At 66.6% G+C, this 2095-nt stretch carries 3 protein-coding genes; all 3 read right to left on the reverse strand.

From position 1 onward, the window contains the following. Positions 1–127 precede the first annotated feature (127 nt). On the reverse strand, positions 128–544 hold the full coding sequence (locus tag IMZ29_RS22325; protein WP_216188467.1) for a DoxX family protein: 417 nt from the start codon (positions 542–544) through the stop codon (positions 128–130). Positions 545–702: 158 nt separating this feature from the next. Next, positions 703–1305: a TetR/AcrR family transcriptional regulator gene (locus IMZ29_RS22330; RefSeq protein ID WP_216188468.1), complete on the reverse strand. Its 603-nt coding sequence runs from the start codon at positions 1303–1305 to the stop codon at positions 703–705. 8 nt (positions 1306–1313) lie between these two features. After that, positions 1314–1901, reverse strand: a complete 588-nt coding sequence (locus IMZ29_RS22335; RefSeq protein ID WP_216188469.1) for an NAD(P)H-dependent oxidoreductase — start codon at positions 1899–1901, stop codon at positions 1314–1316. Positions 1902–2095 lie beyond the last annotated feature (194 nt).

Raw genomic sequence — 2095 nt, forward strand, 5'->3', positions numbered from 1 at the left:
TTGAACTGCTCGTCATACTTCGCCATGAAAAACACCCCAAAGGTTGGATCGGTGTCCAACTTTTGGGGTGCAGTTCATTGCGGAGGCTTTTTTTGTGGCGCCAGAAGTGCTGGCAATCCATCGGGCATCACGCCTTGACGACGGCACGCGTGCCGGGGCGCAGGGCGTGGGCGCCGTCACCGGCCAGTGCCACGGTCACCAGGCCGACGATCCAGAACGCCAGGAATTCCCAGCCGCCCTTGGGGTTGCTGAAGAAGAAGCCGGCCGGGCCGTGCACGGTAAAAATCGCGCCGAGCAGCACCGGGATCATGGCGATGGCGGCCACACGTGCCCGCACGCCCAGGATCAGGGCGAGGCCGCCCAGGATTTCCCACGCGATGGTGACGTAGGCGAGCCAGCCCGGCAGGCCGAGACTGCCGAAGAAGCCGGCGGTGCCGGCGGGCGTGAAGACGAAGAGCTTCAGCCCGGCATGGGCCAGGAAGAGGCCGCCAAGGGCCACGCGCAGCAGCAGAACGGCGTAGGGAGCGGTGCGGGTATCGATCATGATGGGCAGTCCGAGGTGAGGAATGCCGAGACGATACGCCGCCACTGTCGCGCTGATAATCCTGCCGGATCGCGCTTATCTCTTTCCTGCCTGGAATGAATCCTGGGCGTGAGCGCCGTGTCGCGGTGCTTGCTGACGCGCCTGTGCGCCGTTCATTTTCAGCGTTCGACCACCAGCCGTACGGTGCGCGCGAGCTCGTCGCGGGCGGCTTGCGGGCTCAGATCCCCCGCGGCAGCGGCGTCCGACAGGGCGTCGGCGGCTCCGAGCATGGCCCAAAGGCGGGCGGCGGGCACGCCCTCTGGGCCGGCGTAGGGATCGAGAATGGTGGCGCACTTGGCAATGAAGGCGTGCTGGTACTGGCGCTTGACCGCCGCGAGTTCGGGCGAACCGCTCAGGGCCGCGACGATGCCGGGAATCTCGGAGCCCTGGTTCAACACGCAAGCGACGTAGCTCTCGGCGATGACGCTCGCCTTGTCCTCCAGCGCTGGGGAGGCGCTGGCGACGGCGGTTTCGAACACGGCCGTCTGCCGCACGTCGTAATCCTGGTAGAGCGCGGCAAGCAGCCCGTTGCGCGTGACGAAGTGATCGTAGACCACAGGCTTGCTGACCCCGGCTGCCTCGGCCAGCCGGCCGAGGGTGAGGGCATCGGTGCCTTCGGCCCGGATAAGGGTCCAGGCGACATCGAGGAGTTGCCGGGTGCGTTCTGCGCGGGGCAGGCGGCGGCGGGAGGTGGGCTCGGCGGTCTGGGGCAAGCGGGTCATCGTCCAGGTCAGTGCGGTGCAGCGAACACCTGGGCGCCGATGGCTTTGGCCTGCGCGAAGTGGCCGTCCTGGGCACCGGCGTCGGTGTTCAGCAGGAACTCGGATTGCACCACCGGCGCGCCGCAGTAGCCAAAGATGCCGTGTTCGATCTGGGCCTTCATCGCCGTGTCATAGCCGTGGCGCGTGAACGTGCCGGCATCGGCGCCGCCGACGGCGACCAGATGAATCGGGAGTCGCTGCAGTTTCTGCACGAGTGTACCGTCCGGGCGTTCTGCATAGGCCCAGCCGCGGGCGAAGACGCGGTCGATCCAGCCTTTGAGCATGCCGGGGAAGGACCACCAGTAGATGGGGAAGACGAGAACCAAGGCGTCGGCGCGGTCGAGGCGGGCTTGTTCGGCGGCCACGTCCTTGGGGGCGGGGATGCGCTGATGGAAGTGATCGACGTCCTCGGTGTTGTAGCGGGGGTCGAAGCCTTCGGCGGTGAGGTCGGCGATTTCGAAGGTGTGGGGGCAGGTGATGCCTTGGGTGACGTGGTTGGCGATGGCGTGGGTGAGTGAATTGGGGTTGGGGTGGGCGATGACGACTAGGGCGTGCATGGGGGCTCCTGGAATGGTTGTATACCTACTCATAGTAACTTACTGATGGTAGGTTAACAAGCGGCGGTGTGTCATCGCGTCGTGTGATGGTGTGCTTGGGGGACAGCTGAGTTCTTTAGGCGCCGCTGGCGCGACGGCCGGCAGCGGGGCCGGTCGCGCGGCCGGGCCTGAACGGCCCGGCTGCCCTCTCGCTC

Origin of the sequence: Verticiella alkaliphila, assembly GCF_018904615.1 — a bacterium.
GTDB classification, from domain to species: Bacteria; Pseudomonadota; Gammaproteobacteria; order Burkholderiales; family Burkholderiaceae_B; genus Verticiella; species Verticiella alkaliphila.

Coding starts and splice junctions, on each gene's coding strand:
- IMZ29_RS22325 (WP_216188467.1), bottom strand. CDS start 544: ATGATCGATACCCGCACCGCTCCCTACGCCGTTCTGCTGCTGCGCGTG.
- IMZ29_RS22335 (WP_216188469.1), bottom strand. CDS start 1,901: ATGCACGCCCTAGTCGTCATCGCCCACCCCAACCCCAATTCACTCACC.
- IMZ29_RS22330 (WP_216188468.1), bottom strand. CDS start 1,305: ATGACCCGCTTGCCCCAGACCGCCGAGCCCACCTCCCGCCGCCGCCTG.